The organism is Pseudomonas sp. TMW22090, from assembly GCF_022496665.1.
Lineage (GTDB): Bacteria > Pseudomonadota > Gammaproteobacteria > Pseudomonadales > Pseudomonadaceae > Aquipseudomonas > Aquipseudomonas gregormendelii.
The window spans coordinates 1160242-1177924 of sequence record NZ_SCFH01000001.1 but is presented as its reverse complement, the minus strand read 5'-3'; the positions used below and the strand labels follow the sequence as shown (position 1 = coordinate 1177924).

Genomic DNA, 17683 nt, shown 5'->3' with positions numbered 1-17683 from the left:
GATTCAGCAAGGGCGTTTACAGCAAGTGATTGAACAGCGGTTCCGGTAAACCCCGGACGCCAGGGTTGAGGGCGAACACGCCACCGGCCAGTGACTGCGGATCCTGGTCGTCACCGGGGCGGATCGACGTCACGAACAGCGTGTCGAGCCGACTGCCACCGAAGGCGCACATCGTCGGTTTTTTCACAGGTACCGCCAGCGATCGGTCGAGGCGGCCATCGGGGGTAAAGCGATGAATCAGCCCGGCGTCATTGGCGCAGATCCAGTAGCAACCCTCGGCGTCCACCGCGGCACCGTCGGGACGACCTTCGTACTGGTTCATGTCGACGAACAGTCGGCGGTTGGTTGGGATACCCGTGTCGATGTCATAGTCGAAGGCCCAGATCTGCTGGACCAGCGGGTGTGAGTCGGAGAGATACAGGGTGCGGCCATCCGGGCTGAAGCCCAGGCCATTGGGCACGATGAACCCGCCCAGCCTGGCTTCCAGTGGCCCAGTCTGCCCGGCGCTGTAACGATAAAGGCTGCCGTTGGCGGCGTTGGCGCCCATGTTCAGCACCATGCTGCCGGCCCAGAAGCGGCCCTGACGATCACAGCGCCCGTCGTTGAGGCGCATGTCTGCTCGGGCGTGGTCGACATGCGCCAGCAGCTCACTGTCCAGGCTGCCATCGCTGTGTGGTTGCAGCCGGAAGAAACCGCTTTCCATCCCGGCGACCCAGCTGCCATCGCTTTGACGAGCGATGCAAGCCAGCATCTGTGGGGTCTTCCAGGCGTGTACGTGGCCAGTATCAGCGCTCCAGCGTTGCAGGCCGCCGTTGGGAATATCCACCCAGTACAGGGCATTTTCCGCGGCGACCCACACCGGGCTTTCTCCCACTGCATTGCGGGCATCGACAATCATTTCTGCGTACATGGCCACTCATTCCCTTGGTCGTTTTTGTGGGGACTGTTGCGCGGCTCAGTCGCCGAACGGACCGGCGGCACAGAACGCCCCGCCCTGGTAGACCCGCGCCGGATCATCGGCAGCGGGCATGGGTTGGGCCTCGACCTGGTCGCGGAACACTTCGGAGCTGTCTTGCGCCACATAACCAAGGCCGGCAGCCAAGTGGTTGTCCCACCAGACTTGCTTGTTGTCGGACATGCCGTACACCACGGTATGGCCCACGTTGGGTGCATGGAGTGCGCGTTCGAGCAGCTGGGTCAGGTCACCGAAGCTCAGCCAGGTGCTCATCATCCGGCGGTTTTGCGGGACCGGGAACGAAGAGCCGATCCGGATGCTGACGGTCTCGATGCCGTAGCGATCGAAGTAGAACGTCGCCATGTCCTCGCCATAGGATTTGGACAGGCCGTAGTAGCTGTCCGGACGGCGCGGGGAGTGGGCATCGAGGATCTCGCCCTGCTGGTAGAAGCCGATGACGTGGTTGGAACTGGCGAAAATCACGCGCTTGACGCCATGCTTGCGCGCCGCTTCGTAGATGTGAAATACGCCGCAGATATTGGCGCCGAGGATCTCTTCGAACGGACGCTCAACCGACACCCCGCCGAAGTGCAGGATGGCGTCCACGCCTTCGACCAGCTTATCCACGGCCTGCTTGTCCGCGAGGTCACAGATGACGACCTCTTCGCGATCATTCACCGCCGGGCTGATATCGGCGATATCCGAAAGACGAATGACGTTGGCATAGGGCCGCATGCTTTCGCGCAGCACTTTGCCAAGGCCGCCCGCAGCGCCGGTGAGCAGCAGGCGATTGAATGGAGCTGTAGGGTGAGTAGTCATGGAAGTCCCTGGACAAACAGTCATTATTGATTTTGTTGTAGGTTGTCGTACGACGCAGCGAAGTATCGGTAGAGTTTTCCGCTCTTGTCAACGCGACTTAGGTTGAAAGTCGATGCAAGGTATTCAAACCGCTTCGCTGCCGGGCGGATTACAACAACGAAAGCGGGTAGCTGATGAAAATCCGGTTTTCGTCAAATTCGTTGGTGCTGAAATCCTTGCGAATCGACGCATTGCGCCACTTCACGTTGAGATTTTTCAGCGCGCCGCTTTGCACGGTGTAGGCCAGTTCCGACTCGCGGCCCCATTCCTTGCCGTCGGTGATGGCACCGGTGTGCACGTTATCGCCGCTGATGTAGCGGTTCATCATGGTCAGGCCAGGAATGCCCAGGGCGACGAAGTTGTAGTCATGACGCAGCTGCCAGGATTTTTCCTTGGCGTTGTCGTAGCTGGAGTTGTAGCTGTCGTTGGCCAGGGTGCCGCCGCTGGTGCCGTTGACACGCATCCAGGCGCTGTCGCCCGTCAGCTTCTGCAGGCCGACGTAGAAGGTGTTGCCGCCATACCTGGCCGAGAGCAGCGCAAAGGTGGTCTTGTTTTCCATGTCGCCGGCCAGGGCGCTGCCATCTTCCTTGCCGTTGAAAAAGCCCAGGTTGGCACCCAGGGTCCAGTCGCCCAACGGTTGGCTGTGACTGAGGTTGAAGTACTGCTGCTGGTAGATGTCGCTGAGCTCTGAGTACCAGACGCCGACCAGGGTGCGCTTGTCGTTGAAGGTATATTCACCCCCTGCGAAGTTGAAGCGGTCCGAGGTGAACGCCGCCCGGCCATTCATGGACATGTCTTCCATGCTGGCATCATTGCGCGGGCTGTTCTGGCGGAACTGGCCGCCGTAGAGCGTCAAACCGCTGATCTCGGTGGAGGTGACCTGGCCACCGCGGAAGGTCTGCGGCAGTGAGCGGCCATCGTCCGAGCGCAGCACGGGCAATACCGGCATCCATTCGCCGACCTTGAGTTCGGTCTTGGAGATCTTGCCCTTGACCGCTACGCCCATGCGCCCGAAATTGTCGGCAGGGCGCCCGTCATCGTGAATCGGCAGCAACTGCGTACCACCCGTGCCTTTGCCTCCGTCGAGCTTTTGCGAGTACATGCCGAGCACATCCACACCAAAGCCGACCGGGCCTTGGGTAAATCCGGACTTGGCGTCGAGGATGAAGCTCTGCGTCCACTCTTCAGCCTTGCCCTGGGGATAGGCCGGGTTGGTGTAGTTGCGGTTGAAGTAGGCATTGCGCAGGTTCAGCGTCGCCTTGCTGTCATCGACAAATCCTTCTGCCTGGCTGGCGAGGGGCAGGGCCAGAACGATCCCGCCGAGGCTGAGCAGGCTGAGGGTATGACGGCGGGCAAAAGTCGGGCGGGGGGTGCAGGCGAAGGAATGGCGGACGAGTTGACTCACAGTGACGCTCCCTTTTGTATTTTTGTTTTTATAGTTGTTATACGTCGTCGTACAACATAGGGGTGATTATTTGCGAGGTGTTAGCGGGTTGTCAATCGGAAGTTATACGATGACTTCATGCTTGAGGGCGCCGTGACCTCTGAGGGCCGGGAGGGCGATAGACCGACGGGATATGGGTGTTGGCTAACAAGGTTTTACGGCAAACTGGCACCACCTCCGACACAAGGCCACTGAATGGATCATTACGCCCCGCGCAACTGGCAGCCCCATGAGCGGCCCAGCTTGCCCGGTTCGCCTTCCACGCCTCTGCACTCCACGCCCAAGCGCCTGGCCTATGCGCTGGTCGGATTGCTGGTGGCGTTGACCGGGGGGTTGGGTAACTCCCTGGTGATCGCCAACCTGCCTTATCTGCAGGGCGCGCTGGGTGCGACCACCGCCGAGATGGCCTGGCTGCCGGCCGCGTACGTGATGACCAATGTGTCGATGAACCTGCTGCTGGTGAAGTTTCGCCAGCAGTTCGGCTTGCGCGCGTTCACCGAAGTGTTCCTGGTGCTCTACGCGTTGGTGACCTTCGGCCACTTGTTCGTCAATGACCTGAACTCGGCGATTGCCGTACGGGCGGCGCACGGCATGGTCGGGGCGGCGTTGAGTTCGTTGGGGCTGTACTACATGATCCAGGCGTTCCCCGCGAAGTGGCGCATGAAGGCGCTGGTGCTCGGGCTTGGGACTTCGCAGCTGGCTCTGCCCCTGGCCCGGCTGTTCTCCGAAGACTTGCTGCAGATCGCCGAATGGCGCGGCCTGTACCTGTTCGAACTGGGCATGGCGCTGTTGTCCCTGGGGTGCGTGTTCCTGCTCAAACTGCCCCCCGGGGACCGTTTCAAGACCTTCGAAAAACTCGACTTCCTGACTTTCGCCATTCTGGCCAGCGGCGTAGCACTGCTCTGCGCGGTGCTCTCGCTGGGGCGTATCGACTGGTGGCTGGAAGCACCGTGGATTGGCGTGGCGTCGGCGGGTTCCATCGCGCTGATCATGACCGGCCTTGCCATCGAGCATAACCGCAGCAACCCGATGCTGATGACTCGCTGGCTGGGCAGCGGGGTGATGATTCGCCTGGCCCTGGCGGTAGTGCTGATTCGCATGGTGGCCTCGGAGCAGTCCACCGGCGCCGTCGGCTTCATGCAAGCCCTGAACATGAGCACCCAGCAGCTGCACAGCCTGTATGTGGTGATGATGATCGGCAGTATTGCCGGGCTGGTCACCAGCGCGCTGACCATCAACCCCAAGCACCTGTTCAGCCCGTTGATCGTGTCGCTGGCGTTGATGGCTGTCGGTTCGCTGATCGACAGCCATTCGAATAACCTGACCCGGCCGGAAAATCTGTATTTCAGCCAGTTCCTGCTGGCATTCGGCAGTACATTTTTTCTCGGGCCGACCATGGTCCTGGGCACGCGCAATGTATTGACCAACCCACGCAACCTGGTGAGCTTCTCGGTGCTGTTTGGTATCTGCCAGAACCTCGGCGGCTTGATCGGTGCAGCGTTGCTGGGCACTTTTCAGATCGTTCGCGAGAAATTTCACTCCAGTAACATTGTCGAACACCTGGTGTTGACCGATCCGCTGGTGGCTGCCCGGGTCCAGAGCGGCAGCAATGCCCTGGGTTCGGTGATCGCCGATCCAGCCTTGCGCAATCTGCAGGGCATACGCAGCCTGGCGACGGCCGCTACGCGCGAGGCCAATGTGCTGGCCTATAACGACGTGTTCATGCTCATCGCAGTGATCGCTGTGCTGACGATGATCTGGATCTCCATTCGCGCCCTGTGGCTGATGAGCACTACAAAGAACGTCACTCCAACGCCTTCCGACTCCACCAGCGGTGCCACACCTTCATGACCGAACCGACCACGACGACCACCAACGCCATTGCCGCCACCCCCGAGGGCGTCGCGCCACCGTCCACACCCGCCACCGAGCCGCGCTCGCTACGGGTTCGGGTGCTTTCATCGATGGGCTTTGCGGCGATCGCCCTGGTGGGTGTGCTGATCGTGTTGTACGCCTGGCAGTTGCCACCGTTCAGCAGCGCGATCGAGACCACGGAAAATGCACTGGTGCGCGGCCAGGTGACCATCATCGGTCCGCAGCTCAGCGGCTATGTTTATGAAGTGCCGGTGTCGGACTTCCAGTTCGTGAAGACCGGCGACTTGCTGGTGCGCCTGGATGACCGGATCTACCAGCAGCGCCTGGACCAGGCCCTGGCACAACTGGCGGTGCAAAAAGCCGGCCTGGCTAACGTAGTGCAGCAACGCAACAGCGCCGAGGCCACCATCAAGCTGCGCCAGGCAGCAGTCGCCGACAGCCAGGCGCAGGCGCGCAAAAGTGCCGCCGACCTGCGCCGTAATAACGAGTTGGTTCGCGATGGTTCGGTGTCCAGGCGCGAGCTGGATGTGAGCCTGGCGGCGAACGCGCAGTCGATTGCCGCGGTCGCCCAGGCCCAGGCCAATCTGGAGATCGCCCGCCAGGATCTGCAGTCAGTGATCGTCAATCGAGGCTCACTGGAAGCGGCAGTGGCGAGCGCGGATGCCGCGGTGCAACTGGCGCGCATCGACCTTTCCAATACCCGAATCGTTGCGCCCCGGGACGGCCAGCTGGGGCAGATCGGTGTACGTCTGGGGGCCTATGTCAACTCCGGCGCGCAGCTGATGGCCCTGGTACCGCATCAGCTGTGGGTGATTGCCAACATGAAGGAAACCCAGATGAACAACGTGCGGGTCGGCCAGCCGGTGACGTTCACGGTGGATGCACTGGACCACCGCACGTTCAAGGGCCGGGTGCAGCGGATTTCACCCGGTACCGGTTCCGAATTTGCGCTGCTGCAAGCCGACAACGCCACCGGCAACTTCGTCAAGATCGCCCAGCGGGTGCCGGTGCGGATTACCGTGGACGAAGATCAGGCCGAGAGCGAGCGGCTGCGGCCGGGGATGTCGGTGGTGGTGAGCATTGATACGGCGGCTTCAGGCGATGCCGCAGCCCCATAACATCGCAGTGGCGGGCAAGCTGACACAGATATCTCGTTCAGGCGGCCACCATCGGCGGCATGGTGCCCAGCAACGACACTGCCGCCACCGCGCCAATCCCTAATAGCCACTCCATGATCACGCTGGTTTTCAGCGCCCCCATGCGCTGGTCGCAATCATTGACCCGCAGCCGATTGAACAACGCCAGGCCCAGCATCGCCGCCACCAACCCGACCTTGATCAACAGAATCAAGGCAAATCCCGACCACAATGGCGTCGGCCACAGCTGGCCCGTCAGTACTCGCACGTTGATCAGCCCCGTCAACACCAATCCTGCCACCAGCGCGTAACCCACACCACTGAACCGCTGGAGAATGACGCCGATCGGGTGGACTGATGCCTGGCGCAAGATCATCACCAGCAGCATCAAGCCGCCCAGCCAGATGCCAACGCACACCAGGTGCACGATCTGATTGAGGATCAGCAGTTGGCCGCTCAAGCCATCGAGCATCGCGCCATGGCCCACGGGTGCAAGCGTCGCCAGCAACAAGCCACCCAATACCAGGCGCGGCAACAGGGAGGCCTGCCAGCGTGTGAACAGCAACGTCAGCACCAGCCCGTTGAGTAACAGATGCCAGCGCCATACCTGGCCGAAAAACGTGTTGCCCATGACCAGTTGCAGGGTCGGCAGATCAATGGCGGCGGCCCAGTCCCCGGCCATGCTGGCAGTGATCAACAGCAACCAGCAGACGCCGCTCACCAACGCCACCGCTGCCAGCCATCGGCTCACCCGCGCCAGCGGCTGATCCAGCGTGGTAATGCCACGCCCCAGAAGCAGGGGCCTGAACACCCAGGCCCCGACCAGCATCAGCACCACGGTGAAATGCAGAAAGCGGCACAGCACCATCGCGCTCGTCATGAATTACTGACCGACCTTGAAGCTGTAGGCGCCTTCACTTTTGTGGGTATCGACGGACACTGCGTGCCATTCGACCTTGTATGCACCTGCAGTCAAAGGCGCTTGCGGCGTCACCACCAGGGTTTTCTTGTCACTGCCTTCGGTGGTCAGGCTTTTAACCGGTACGTTGTTGCCGTCCTTGCTGAGGGTCACCTTGGTGAAGGTCGCTTCCACCCCTTCGGAAAATACCAGGCGCAGCTCGGCCGGTGCGCTGACCGTGCTGTCGGCGGCCGGGCTCTGGCTTTTCAGGTGGGCATGGGCGAATACCGACGAGGCGGCGAACAGCGAGCCGAGGAGGGTGACGGTGGTCAGGCTTTTCTTGAGCGTCATCATGGACTACCTCTGGGACAGGTTTGAAGAGAGGTGCAGTTTACCTTCCAGGGCGCGCCGGGACGAAGTTTCGTTTTGCCCTGTCGCCGCGAAGTAGAGCGGATGCTAGTCTTGACCAACGCTGTCGTCAGGGAGCCCTCATGGGCAATCACAAGATCGAGATCCGTCGCAGTAACGTCGAGAAAATTCTGCTGGGGGCTGAAAAGGTCTTCGCCGAGAAAGGCTTCGGCAGTACCGCCATGGCCGACATTGCCGCCGAAGTGCAACTGCCGCGCTCCAACCTGCATTACTACTTCAGCACCAAGAGCGAACTCTACAGTGCAGTGCTGTTCGACCTGCTGGAAGTGTGGAAACAGGACGCCCTGTGCTTCGAAATGTTCGACGACCCGCGCGTGGTCCTCAGCAGCTACATCCGCGCCAAGATGCAACATTCGCGCAGCCGTCCGTACGGCTCCAAGGTCTGGGCCAACGAAATCATCCATGGCGCGCCGACGCTGGGTGAGGCACTGGACGCCAGCCTGTACGACTGGGCCAAGATGAAGGAAGCGAAAATCCGCCAGTGGGTGGAAGACAAACGCATCCTGCCGGTGGAGCCCTCCAGCCTGCTCTACATGATCTGGGCGTCGACCCAGCACTACGCCGACTTTGATCATCAGGTGAATATCCTGAATGATCACCAGCCATTGTCCGATATGCAGTTTGAGCGGGCGGTGCAGACGGTGACGAGTGTGATTTTGCGCGGGATTGGGTTGGAGCCCTAGATGTCCCATACATCAGCCGGTGTTGGACTGCTGATTGGCTGAAGAGTTGAGGATCGGTGTTGCATTTGAAAAGATCGCAGCCTCGTTGCACTCGACAGCTCCTACCAGGGTGGGGTGGCGCTGGGGCCAGAGGCCTCGTTGCATTCGACGGCTCCTACGGGGGCGGGGTGGCGCGGGGGCCGGGTAGGAGCTGTCGAGTGCAACGAGGCTGCGATCTTCTACTGTTTAAAGGTCAGACCGCGACATGGTAGGGGTTGCGCGGATCGTGGTTCCAGTCCAGGAACGGTTTGCCGCTGTCGATCGGCACCATCTCGATGCAGTCCTGCACCGGGCAGGTGATCTGGCACAAGTTGCAGCCCACGCATTCATCGTCGATCACTTGATACTTGTGCGTGCCATCGGCCTGCTTGAGGCTGGCCACCGCCTGGTGCGAGGTGTCTTCGCAGGCGATGTGGCAACGGCCGCAGCCGATGCAGGCTTCCTGGTCGATTTTGGCGATGACCTGGTAGTTGATGTCGAGGTACTTCCAGTCCGTTGTATTAGCCACCGCACGCCCGGAAAAGTCTGCGATGCTGGCGTAGCCCTGGCTGTCCATCCAGCGTGACAGGCCGTCTTTCATCTCCTCGACGATCCTGAAACCGTGCAGCATCGCCGCCGTACACACCTGCACCGAGCCGCTGCCGAGCGCGATGAACTCCGCTGCATCGCGCCATGAGCCGATGCCACCAATGCCGGAGATGGGTAGCCGCTGTGTCAGCGGGTCGCGGGCGATTTCGGCGACCATGTTCAGGGCGATGGGCTTGACTGCCGAACCGCAGTAACCACCGTGGGTACTCTGGCTACCGACCACCGGGTTGGCGACCATGCGCTCGAGGTTGACGCTGGTGATGGAGTTGATGGTATTGATCAGCGATACCGCATCGGCACCACCGCGATGGGCGGCGCGGGCGGCGACGCGAATGTCGGTGATGTTGGGCGTGAGCTTGACGATCACCGGCAGCGAGCAGTAGGTCTTGCACCAGCGCGTGACCTGTTCGACGTACTCCGGCACCTGGCCGACCGCTGCGCCCATGCCGCGCTCGGGCATGCCATGGGGACAGCCGAAGTTGAGTTCAATGCCGTCAGCACCGGTAGCTTCCACCAGGGGCAGAATGAATTTCCACGACTCTTCCACGCAAGGCACCATCAGCGAGACGATCAGCGCGCGGTCCGGCCAGTCCTTTTTGACCTGGGTGATTTCCCGCAGGTTGATTTCCAGGGAGCGGTCGGTAATCAGCTCGATGTTATTAAAACCCATGACTTCCCGGTTGGCGCCAAACATCGCCGAGTAGCGTGATGACACGTTGACTGCTGCCGGGTCCTCCCCCAGGGTTTTCCAGACCACGCCACCCCAGCCAGCCTCGAAGGCGCGGACTACGTTATAAGCCTTGTCGGTGGGCGGTGCGGAGGCCAGCCAGAAGGGATTGGGGGCTTTGATACCGGCAAAGTTGATCGAGAGATCGGCCATTTACGCAGCCTCCACATTGAGCATGAGTTGGGTGTGGATGGCCTCGGCGGCCAGTTTGCCGTGTTGCACCGCTTGCACGGTGAGGTCCTGATCGAGGCTGGTGCAATCGCCGCCCGCGTACACGCCAGGAATGCTGGTGCGCAGCTGTTCATCGACCTGGATGCGCTCGCCCTGGCGCTTCAACTCCCGGGCCAGTGGGTCGGCGAGGGCGCCGGAGTCGAAGGCCTGGCCGATGGCTTTGAAGATCGCGTCGGCGGCCAGTTCGAAGGTTTCACCGGTGGTTTGCAGACGACCTTCCACCAGGGCGGTGCGGGCGAAGCGCATGCCGCGCACCTGACCCAGGTCATCGAGCAACACGTGTTCCGGTTGTGCCCAGGTCAGCAGGCGCACCTGATTGGCCTTGGCGATGTCCTGCTCGTGGCCCGTGGCGCCCATTTCCTCGACGCCCCGGCGGTACACCAGGTTGACATCGCGGGCGCCGAGGCGGGCCATTTGCACGGCCATGTCGATGGCCGTGTTGCCGGCGCCGAGGACGATGCAGCGATCAGCCAGGGGCAATTGGGTCAGGTCGTCGGCCTGGCGCAGTTCGCGGATGTAGTCAGTGGCCGCGAGCAGTCCCGGCGCATCTTCGTGGGCCAGGCCCAGTTGCTTGCTGGCGTTCAGGCCAATGCCGAGGAATACCGCGTCGAATTGCTGGTGCAGTTCGCTGAGGGTCAGGTGCTCGCCGAGTTTTTGCCCGTGACGGATTTCGATGCCGCCGATTTGCAGGAGGAACTCCAGCTCTTTCTGGGCGTAGTCGTCCACCAGTTTGTACTTGGCGATGCCGTACTCGTTGAGGCCGCCGGCCTTTTCCCGTGCCTCGAAGATCACCACGTCGTGGCCGTGCATGGCACTGCGGTGGGCGCAGGACAGCCCGGCGGGACCGGCACCCACCACTGCGATGCGTTTGCCGGTAGCCGCCGCACGGGAGAATGGATGCGTGCTGAAGTGTGCGTTGTCGACTGCGTAGCGCTGCAGCAGGCCGATCAGTACCGGTGCGCACTCATGATCGTTGTTGCGCACGCAGGCCTGCTGGCAAAGAATTTCCGTGGGACAGACCCGCGCACAACTGCCGCCCAGTATGTTCGCGGAGAGGATTTTATGGGCGGCACCTTGCACGTTGTCCGCATGGATATTGCGGATGAACGACGGAATATCGATTTCACTCGGGCAAGCATTCACACAGGGCGCGTCGTAGCAGTAGAGGCAGCGCGAAGCCTCCAGGTGCGCCTGCCGGTCGTTGAGTGGGGGTGCCAGGTCGGTGAAATGACCGGCGAGGGCGACCGCATCCTCATGGGGATGCGGGAGGTGGCTCAGACTCTTGATCACGGTGTTGGCCTCACGGTTATTGAGGTGCTGCCTCTGGTGGGCAGTGGGTTTTCTGTTGCGTCCGGGCTGGCCCGCAATGGCCGAAGGCCTGGATTTCAGCGCTTCACAGCAACTGGCTGATTCAACTCAGCCCGCTTGCTCAGCAGATCAAATACCGCCGGATATGCCGGCCGCTCGACATACCGCCCGGCACCGCGTTCGGCCCGCAGGTCACCATCGGCCCAGACCACGCGGCCCTGGCTGATCGTATGGCTGGGCACGCCGCGTACGGTCTTGCCTTCAAAGATATTGAAGTCGACCTGCTGGTGATGGGTGGCCGCGGAAATGGTTCGGGTACCTTGCGGATCCCACAGCACCAGGTCGGCATCGGCACCGACGCGAATGGCGCCTTTGCGCGGGTAGAGGTTGAAAATTTTCGCGGTGTTGGTCGAGGTCAGCGCCACGAACTGCTGCATCGAGAAACGCCCGGTGTTAACCCCCTCATCCCACAGCACGGCCATGCGGTCTTCGATACCGGCGGTGCCGTTGGGGATCTTGCTGAAGTCATCGCGCCCGGCCGCTTTCTGCTCGGCGCAGAAGCAGCAATGGTCGGTGGCGGTGGTGTGCAGGTTGCCCGATTGCAGCCCGTGCCAGAGTGCCTCCTGATGCCCGCGCGGGCGGAAGGGCGGGCTCATGACGTAGCCGGCGGCAGTGTTCCAGTCCGGGTGCTGATAGACGCTGTCGTCCAGCAGCAAGTGCCCGGCGAGGACCTCTCCGTAAACCTGCTGGCCCTTGCTGCGGGCATAGGTGATTTCGTCGAGGGCTTCCTTGGTCGAGACATGCACCAGGTACAGTGGCGTGCCCAGGGTTTCGGCAATGCGGATCGCCCGGCTGGCCGCTTCACCTTCCACCTGTGAAGGCCGCGACAGCGGGTGCGCTTCCGGCCCGGTGAGGCCCTGGGCCATCAGCTTGCGTTGCAGGTGATACACCAGCTCGCCATTTTCCGCATGCACGGTCGGCACGGCGCCCAGTTCCAGGCAGCGTTCGAAACTCGCCACCAGGGTATCGTCGGCCGCCATGATCGCGTTCTTGTAGGCCATGAAATGCTTGAAGCTATTGACCCCGTGCTGGCTGACCAGCTCGGCCATTTCTTCGCGAACCTGCTCGCTCCACCAGGTGATGGCGACGTGGAAGCCGTAGTCCGCTGCCGATTTTTCTGCCCAGCCGCGCCATTGGTGAAAGGCTTCCATCAGCGATTGCTGCGGGTTGGGAATCACGAAGTCGATGATCGAGGTGGTGCCACCGGCAAGCCCTGCCGCCGTGCCGCTGAAAAAATCTTCGCTGGCCACCGTGCCCATGAAGGGCAGTTGCATATGAGTGTGCGGATCGATACCACCGGGCATCAGGTACTGGCCGCTGCCGTCCAGCACTTCGGCACCTGCCGGAACATCCAGTTGATCACCGATGGCTTTGATCACGCCGTCGGCGCAATAGACGTCGGCGCGATAACTTTCATCGTGGGTTACAACGGTGGCGCCACGGATCAACAGAGACATTCCGAGTTCCTCGCAGGCAAGACCGACTGGTGCCGGTTCTAAATGTTTTATATGAACCAGACGCAAACAGGTGTATTCCTGTCAGCGCTGTCAGGAATAGAAACTAGTCCGAGTTCGAAGAATGAGCAAGATTATTTTTTATAAGCTTATGTCTTTATTAAGTGTTTGATAAATAACGATTTAAATTTGAAATCACCAATTTGGTTCAGGCTTTCACCATTTTGACGCACTTGACAGGATGCCAAAATAGACGAGATTTCTTATGTGAAATCAGCTGCTTGAGAAGCGTCTATGGTTAACCCGCAAAGCGCGGAAAAAAGTTTGATGCACCAGTTTGAGTCCTGACGGTTTGGACAACTTTGCCCGGTAGCCGGCCTGAGCGCCGGGCAGTGTCCCGAGGACCGTTTGTTTATATAAATAAACATGATGAGTTTCAGAGAGTTAACGCTTTTTAATGGATCTGCCCGATGCGCAAGCGGGGCAAACGGCATGTTTATTGATGTCGCCAGCCCCTGATGAGCAAGATAATCAAAAATAACAGTGGAGCGGCCATGCAACAGATCAGATCGCAAGTGACCGAGCGCAACGGCTTGTATGAGCTGGAAGCCGGCACCGACGTCCTCGACAGTCCCCGTTACAACCACGACATGGCACCGACCAAGGTGCGCGAACGAACCTGGAACAAGTGGCACATCACGGCATTGTGGGTCGGCATGTCGATCTGCGTGCCGACCTACACCCTCGGTGGCGTGCTCACTGCCTATTTCGGCCTGAGTGTTGGCGAGGCGTTGCTGGCGATTCTGTTTGCCAACATCATTGTGCTGATCCCGCTGACGTTGAACGCGTTTCCCGGCACCAAGTACGGCATCCCTTTTCCAGTGTTGCTGCGTTCCTCTTTTGGCATTCTCGGCTCGAATATTCCCTGCCTGATTCGGGCGCTGGTGGCCTGTGGCTGGTTCGGTATCCAGACCCTGTTCGGCGGGTTGGCGATTCACCTGTTCCTCGGTTCGGTGTTCGAGGGCTGGAAGTCCCTGGGCGGCACCGGCGAGGTGATCGGTTTCATGGTGTTCTGGGCCTTGAACCTGTGGGTAGTGATCCGCGGTGCCGAGTCGATCAAGTGGCTGGAGACGCTGTCTGCGCCCTTGCTGGTGCTGGTGGGGGTGGGACTGCTGGTGTGGGCGATGCCCAACGTGTCGATGACCGAATTGATGGCGATCCCGGCCAAGCGTCCGGAAGGGGCAAGCGTTGTCAGTTACTTCGCCGCCGGGCTCACCGCGATGGTCGGTTTCTGGGCGACCTTGTCCCTTAACATTCCGGATTTCAGCCGTTATGCCAAGAGCCAGAAGGACCAGATAGTCGGGCAGATTATCGGCCTGCCACTGACCATGTTCCTGTTCGCTGCCCTGGGTGTGGTGATGACCGCCGCTTCGGTGAAGCTGGTGGGGGTGACCGTGTCCGATCCGGTGACGTTGATTGGCCATATCCAGAGTCCGGTGTGGGTCGCCCTGGCCATGGCGCTGATCATTATCGCGACACTGTCGACCAACACTGCGGCGAATATCGTGTCGCCGACCAACGATTTCCAGAATATTGCGCCAAAGGTCATCAACCGCACCAAGGCGGTGTTGCTGACCGGGGTGGTCGGGCTGGTGCTGATGGCCCATGAACTGTTGAAGAAGCTTGGCTTGATCGTTTCCGACGTCAGCCTGGAGACGGTGTATTCCAACTGGTTGCTCGGTTATTCGAGTTTGCTGGGGCCGATTGCCGGGATCATGGTGGTGGATTATTTCCTGATCAGGAAACAGCAGCTGGACCTGGCAGGGCTGTACCGCGATGACGTGTACCCGGCCTGGAACTGGTTCGGTTTTATCGCCTTCGGGGTGCCGGTGGCGCTGACCTTGCTGTCGTTGGGCAGCGATGCGTTCAGCTGGTTCTACAGTTATGGCTGGTTTACCGGTTCGGCCTTGGGCGGGTTGATTTATTACGGGTTGTGTTCGATGCGACCTGACCCGTCTGTTGCGAAATCTGCGGTGTAAGTGCCGGCCTCATCGCGGGCAAGCCCGGCTCCCACAGGGGTGGTGTCAGACATCACTACTGGGGAAACCACCCACCTGTGGGAGCCGGGCTTGCCCGCGATGAGGACGGCAGTGCGAACACCGAAAAAAGCATCTGCATCAACCAATAACAAGTCGCCTGAGGAGATCAACATGAACGCTGCTGTAGACGTTCTGCAGTCCACCCATCAGCACATCAACCGCGATCGCCTGTGGCAGTCGCTCATGGAACTGGCCAAGCTTGGCGCCACGGTCAAAGGCGGTGTCTGTCGCCTGGCCCTGACTGACCTTGATCGCCAGGCTCGGGACATCTTTGTCAGGTGGTGCGAAGAGGCGGGCTGCACCGTCAGCATCGACGCGGTCGGCAATATTTTCGCCCGCCGTCCCGGGCGCAATCCGGACCTGCCTCCAGTGATGACGGGCAGCCACATCGACACCCAGCCCACCGGTGGCAAGTTCGATGGCTGCTTTGGTGTGCTGGCCGGCGTTGAGGTGCTGCGCACGCTCAACGATCTGAGCGTGGAAACCGAGGCCCCGCTGGAGGTTGTGGTCTGGACCAACGAAGAGGGTTCGCGCTTTGCGCCGTGCATGATGGGTTCGGGGGTCTTCGCGGAAAAATTCACGCTGGAGGAGACCCTGGCCAAAGTCGATGCCGACGGCGTCACCGTGGGCGAAGCACTCAATGCCATCGGCTATGCCGGCACTCGCAAGGTCAGTGGCCACGCGGTCGGTGCCTATTTTGAAGCGCACATCGAGCAAGGCCCGATTCTTGAGGATGAGCGCAAGACTATCGGCGTGGTTATGGGGGCTCTCGGGCAGAAGTGGTTCGACCTGAAGCTGCGCGGAGTCGAAGCCCATGCCGGCCCGACGCCAATGCACTTGCGCAAGGACGCCCTGGTCGGCGCCTCCATTATCGTGGGAGCGGTCAATCGTGCCGCCCTGGGTCATCAACCTCACGCCTGCGGTACGGTCGGGTGCCTGCAAGCCTATCCAGGCTCGCGCAATGTCATTCCCGGCGAAGTGCGCATGACCCTGGACTTCCGGCACCTGGAACCGGCTCGCCTGGATTCGATGATTGCCGAAGTTCGCCAAGTGATCGAAGCTACCTGCGAGCAACATGGCCTGAGCTACGAACTGACGCCCACGGCGGATTTTCCGCCGCTGTATTTCGAGCAAGGCTGTGTCGACGCGGTGCGCAATGCGGCGCAAGGGCTGGGTCTGTCGCACATGGACATCGTCAGTGGCGCGGGGCATGACGCGATCTTCCTCGCCGAACTGGGGCCGGCGGGGATGATCTTCGTGCCGTGCGAAGGCGGTATCAGCCACAACGAGATCGAAAACGCGGCGCCGGATGACCTGGCGGCTGGGTGTGCGGTGTTGTTGCGGGCAATGCTGGCGGCTTCGGCGGCGATTGCAGGGGGGCAACTGGCGGCTTGAATGATGAGGTCCCCGCAGGAGCTGCCGCAGGCTGCGATCTTCTTGGCTGCGTCGAAAGCGGCGCAAGATCAAGCGATGGCAGCCTGCGGCAACTCCTGGCGGGGCTAGTCCTCGACGAGCATCAGTTGCTGCACGCCTTCCCAGGCTTCGGCGCGCATGCGCTCCAGGTCGAGCCCCGGGATCACGCCGTCATCGACCACCACCCGGCCACCCACCAGGCTGTAGCGCACGGTGATCGGTTCGCCCGCGACCACCGGTGCTACCGCCAGGTCGTGGAAGCCGAAAAAGCGCGGGTGATCCAGGCCGTAGATCACCAGGTCCGCTGCCTGTCCGATCTCCAGTGTGCCCACTGCGCCGAGGCCCAATACCTGAGCGCCGCCGGCAGTGCCCCAGTGAATCACGTCTTCGGCGGTGGTGGCGCCCGCGCCTTGTTCCGCCCGGTGAATCAGCCAGGCGGTATGCGCTTCACCGACCATGCTTCCGGACTCGTTCGACGCCACCCCATCCACGCCCAGTGATATCGGCACGCCGGCCTCGGCCATCTGTGGCACTGGCGCGATACCGCTACCCAGTCGGGCGTTGCTCACCGGGCAGTGGGAAACACCGGTGCCCGTCTGCGCGAGCATGCGGATTTCGCCAGGTTGCAGGTGCACCGCGTGGGCGAACCAGACATCCGGGCCGAGCCACTCGTGCTCAGCGACGAATTCAACCGGCAGACAATTGTATTTCTCGCGGCAGAAATTGACGTAGTTCTGCGTCTCCGACAGGTGCGTGTGCAGGCGCAGGCCAAGGCCACGAGCCGTATGAGCCAGTTCCCGCAGCAGGGTGGGCGGCAGCGAGAAAGTGGGCGTGGTCGGCGCCACCACGACCCGGCGCATGGCGTCCGGAATGTCCTGGTGGTAGCGCGATTTCAAGCGCTCGATGTCGCCGACCATTTGCTCCAGCGACTCCGGCTGCAGCGCGGTTTTTGAAAAGCCGGGGTGTGCACTTGCCGACTCCAGGGCACCCCCTCGGCACAGCACGAAGCGCAAGCCGAATTCGTCCGCCGTGTCGAACAGCAGGTCACCGGTCTCGGTCGTGCCGTGGGCGTGGTACAGGTAGTGGTGGTCGGCGCAGGTCGTCACCCCCGACAGCAGCAACTCGGCCATGCCCAGCCGCGCGGCAATGCGCGACAGCTGCGGGGTGAAGCGGTTGAGGCGCGGGTAGGGCACGCTGGCGAGCCAGCCTTGCAGGTCCTGGTTCAACCCCTCGGGCACGGCTTTGAGCAGGTTCTGGAACAGGTGATGGTGGGTGTTGATCCAGCCTGGATACACCAGGCAATGACGGGCATCGATCACCCGCTCCCCGGGTTGCGCCTGCAGTCCGGCGGCCATTTCGGCGATGCGCCCGTTGACCACGCGGATGTCGACGCTGCCGGCCCGGGCGCGTTCGCCGCGCAGGCCGGTCATCACCTCCAGCGGGTTTTTGATCAGGATGTTTTGAAGTTGAGTCATGGGCTTCTCCG

14 protein-coding genes are annotated in these 17683 nt (G+C 61.4%); 5 read left to right on the top strand and 9 right to left on the bottom strand.

Features of this window, described 5'->3' with window-relative positions; genetic code table 11:
* Positions 1–16: 16 nt before the first annotated feature.
* The 3 genes from EQV97_RS05370 to EQV97_RS05360 all read right to left on the bottom strand — a co-directional run bounded on the left by EQV97_RS05370 (position 17) and on the right by EQV97_RS05360 (position 3218).
* Positions 17–910, bottom strand: a complete 894-nt coding sequence (locus EQV97_RS05370; RefSeq protein ID WP_240888589.1) for an SMP-30/gluconolactonase/LRE family protein — start codon at positions 908–910, stop codon at positions 17–19.
* A gap of 45 nt (positions 911–955) precedes the next feature.
* Positions 956–1774, bottom strand: coding sequence for an NAD(P)-dependent oxidoreductase (locus EQV97_RS05365; RefSeq protein WP_240888588.1), 819 nt, complete (start codon positions 1772–1774; stop codon positions 956–958).
* 148 nt (positions 1775–1922) lie between these two features.
* A complete protein-coding gene (locus EQV97_RS05360; RefSeq protein ID WP_122839624.1) occupies positions 1923–3218 on the bottom strand; it encodes an OprD family porin in 1296 nt (431 codons plus the stop codon).
* Between the two features lie 234 nt (positions 3219–3452).
* On the opposite strand from EQV97_RS05360, the gene EQV97_RS05355 reads away from it, so the two are divergent.
* Positions 3453–5108 carry an MFS transporter gene (locus EQV97_RS05355; RefSeq protein ID WP_240888587.1) on the top strand — a complete coding sequence of 552 codons (1656 nt, stop codon included), beginning with the start codon at positions 3453–3455 and terminating at the stop codon, positions 5106–5108.
* Positions 5105–6250, top strand: a complete 1146-nt coding sequence (locus EQV97_RS05350; protein ID WP_240888586.1) for an HlyD family secretion protein — start codon at positions 5105–5107, stop codon at positions 6248–6250. The genes EQV97_RS05355 and EQV97_RS05350 overlap by 4 nt, the downstream gene beginning before the upstream one ends.
* A 37-nt stretch (positions 6251–6287) precedes the next feature.
* Here the strand turns inward: EQV97_RS05350 and copD are convergent, their stop codons facing one another.
* Positions 6288–7148 (bottom strand): copper homeostasis membrane protein CopD, encoded by an 861-nt coding sequence (copD, locus tag EQV97_RS05345; RefSeq protein WP_240888585.1) that lies wholly within the window; start codon positions 7146–7148, stop codon positions 6288–6290.
* 3 nt (positions 7149–7151) lie between these two features.
* Positions 7152–7517 carry a copper homeostasis periplasmic binding protein CopC gene (gene copC, locus EQV97_RS05340; protein WP_240888682.1) on the bottom strand — a complete coding sequence of 122 codons (366 nt, stop codon included), beginning with the start codon at positions 7515–7517 and terminating at the stop codon, positions 7152–7154.
* Positions 7518–7657: 140 nt separating this feature from the next.
* Here copC and EQV97_RS05335 point away from each other — a divergent pair, with 140 nt between their 5' ends.
* Positions 7658–8278 (top strand): TetR/AcrR family transcriptional regulator, encoded by a 621-nt coding sequence (locus tag EQV97_RS05335; protein WP_122839627.1) that lies wholly within the window; start codon positions 7658–7660, stop codon positions 8276–8278.
* 232 nt (positions 8279–8510) lie between these two features.
* Here the strand turns inward: EQV97_RS05335 and preA are convergent, their stop codons facing one another.
* The 3 genes from preA to hydA all read right to left on the bottom strand — a co-directional run bounded on the left by preA (position 8511) and on the right by hydA (position 12688).
* Positions 8511–9785 carry an NAD-dependent dihydropyrimidine dehydrogenase subunit PreA gene (preA, locus tag EQV97_RS05330; RefSeq protein ID WP_240888584.1) on the bottom strand — a complete coding sequence of 425 codons (1275 nt, stop codon included), beginning with the start codon at positions 9783–9785 and terminating at the stop codon, positions 8511–8513.
* Positions 9786–11153, bottom strand: a complete 1368-nt coding sequence (locus tag EQV97_RS05325; RefSeq protein WP_240888583.1) for an NAD(P)-dependent oxidoreductase — start codon at positions 11151–11153, stop codon at positions 9786–9788.
* A gap of 95 nt (positions 11154–11248) precedes the next feature.
* A complete protein-coding gene (gene hydA / locus EQV97_RS05320) occupies positions 11249–12688 on the bottom strand; it encodes a dihydropyrimidinase (RefSeq protein ID WP_240888582.1) in 1440 nt (479 codons plus the stop codon).
* 551 nt (positions 12689–13239) lie between these two features.
* Between hydA and EQV97_RS05315 the strand changes: the two genes are divergently transcribed.
* The gene (locus EQV97_RS05315; protein WP_240888581.1) at positions 13240–14724 is read left to right on the top strand and encodes an NCS1 family nucleobase:cation symporter-1; all 1485 of its coding nucleotides are present in this window, start codon (positions 13240–13242) and stop codon (positions 14722–14724) included.
* Positions 14725–14895: 171 nt separating this feature from the next.
* Positions 14896–16179 (top strand): Zn-dependent hydrolase, encoded by a 1284-nt coding sequence (locus EQV97_RS05310; RefSeq protein WP_240888580.1) that lies wholly within the window; start codon positions 14896–14898, stop codon positions 16177–16179.
* 104 nt (positions 16180–16283) lie between these two features.
* Here EQV97_RS05310 and EQV97_RS05305 read toward each other — a convergent pair whose 3' ends face one another.
* Complete coding sequence (locus EQV97_RS05305; RefSeq protein WP_240888579.1) at positions 16284–17672, bottom strand: amidohydrolase family protein; 1389 nt, start codon at positions 17670–17672, stop codon at positions 16284–16286.
* Between the last annotated feature and the right edge of the window lie 11 nt (positions 17673–17683).

Excerpts from the sequence above, each read along its gene's own strand:
- EQV97_RS05370 (WP_240888589.1), bottom strand. The coding sequence starts at position 910 with ATGTACGCAGAAATGATTGTCGATGCCCGCAATGCAGTGGGAGAAAGC.
- EQV97_RS05365 (WP_240888588.1), bottom strand. The coding sequence starts at position 1,774 with ATGACTACTCACCCTACAGCTCCATTCAATCGCCTGCTGCTCACCGGC.
- EQV97_RS05355 (WP_240888587.1), top strand. The coding sequence starts at position 3,453 with ATGGATCATTACGCCCCGCGCAACTGGCAGCCCCATGAGCGGCCCAGC.
- EQV97_RS05350 (WP_240888586.1), top strand. The coding sequence starts at position 5,105 with ATGACCGAACCGACCACGACGACCACCAACGCCATTGCCGCCACCCCC.
- copD (WP_240888585.1), bottom strand. The coding sequence starts at position 7,148 with ATGACGAGCGCGATGGTGCTGTGCCGCTTTCTGCATTTCACCGTGGTG.
- copC (WP_240888682.1), bottom strand. The coding sequence starts at position 7,517 with ATGACGCTCAAGAAAAGCCTGACCACCGTCACCCTCCTCGGCTCGCTG.
- EQV97_RS05335 (WP_122839627.1), top strand. The coding sequence starts at position 7,658 with ATGGGCAATCACAAGATCGAGATCCGTCGCAGTAACGTCGAGAAAATT.
- preA (WP_240888584.1), bottom strand. The coding sequence starts at position 9,785 with ATGGCCGATCTCTCGATCAACTTTGCCGGTATCAAAGCCCCCAATCCC.
- hydA (WP_240888582.1), bottom strand. The coding sequence starts at position 12,688 with ATGTCTCTGTTGATCCGTGGCGCCACCGTTGTAACCCACGATGAAAGT.
- EQV97_RS05315 (WP_240888581.1), top strand. The coding sequence starts at position 13,240 with ATGCAACAGATCAGATCGCAAGTGACCGAGCGCAACGGCTTGTATGAG.
- EQV97_RS05310 (WP_240888580.1), top strand. The coding sequence starts at position 14,896 with ATGAACGCTGCTGTAGACGTTCTGCAGTCCACCCATCAGCACATCAAC.
- EQV97_RS05305 (WP_240888579.1), bottom strand. The coding sequence starts at position 17,672 with ATGACTCAACTTCAAAACATCCTGATCAAAAACCCGCTGGAGGTGATG.